At 52.9% G+C, this 255-nt stretch carries 1 pseudogene; it reads left to right on the top strand.

What is annotated here, in order from left to right:
• A pseudogene (locus tag JOY50_RS28810) lies at positions 1 to 255 on the top strand (IS3 family transposase); the annotation flags it as partial.

Consider the following 255-nt stretch of genomic DNA (forward strand, 5'->3'; position numbering starts at 1 on the left):
GCCAGACCGCTGCCCATTTCGGTCTTGGTCAGTCCTCGCAGATAGGCATTTGGGCGCGGCAGCACTACAGTGGGAGTCTGGATTTGTCTGCTTCCAAGAGAAGAAAACCCGCTGCCATGTCGAAAAAACCTTACCCCATAAAACCTACGACGTCCGATGACACCGATAAAAGCCGCGACCAGTTGCTGGCTGAGCTTGAGTGGCTGCGTATGGAGAACGCTTACCTAAAAAAGCTGGAAGAACTGAAGAAGCAGG

The organism is Pseudomonas sp. BP01 (genome assembly GCF_022760795.1).
GTDB classification, from domain to species: domain Bacteria; phylum Pseudomonadota; class Gammaproteobacteria; order Pseudomonadales; family Pseudomonadaceae; genus Aquipseudomonas; species Aquipseudomonas putida_Q.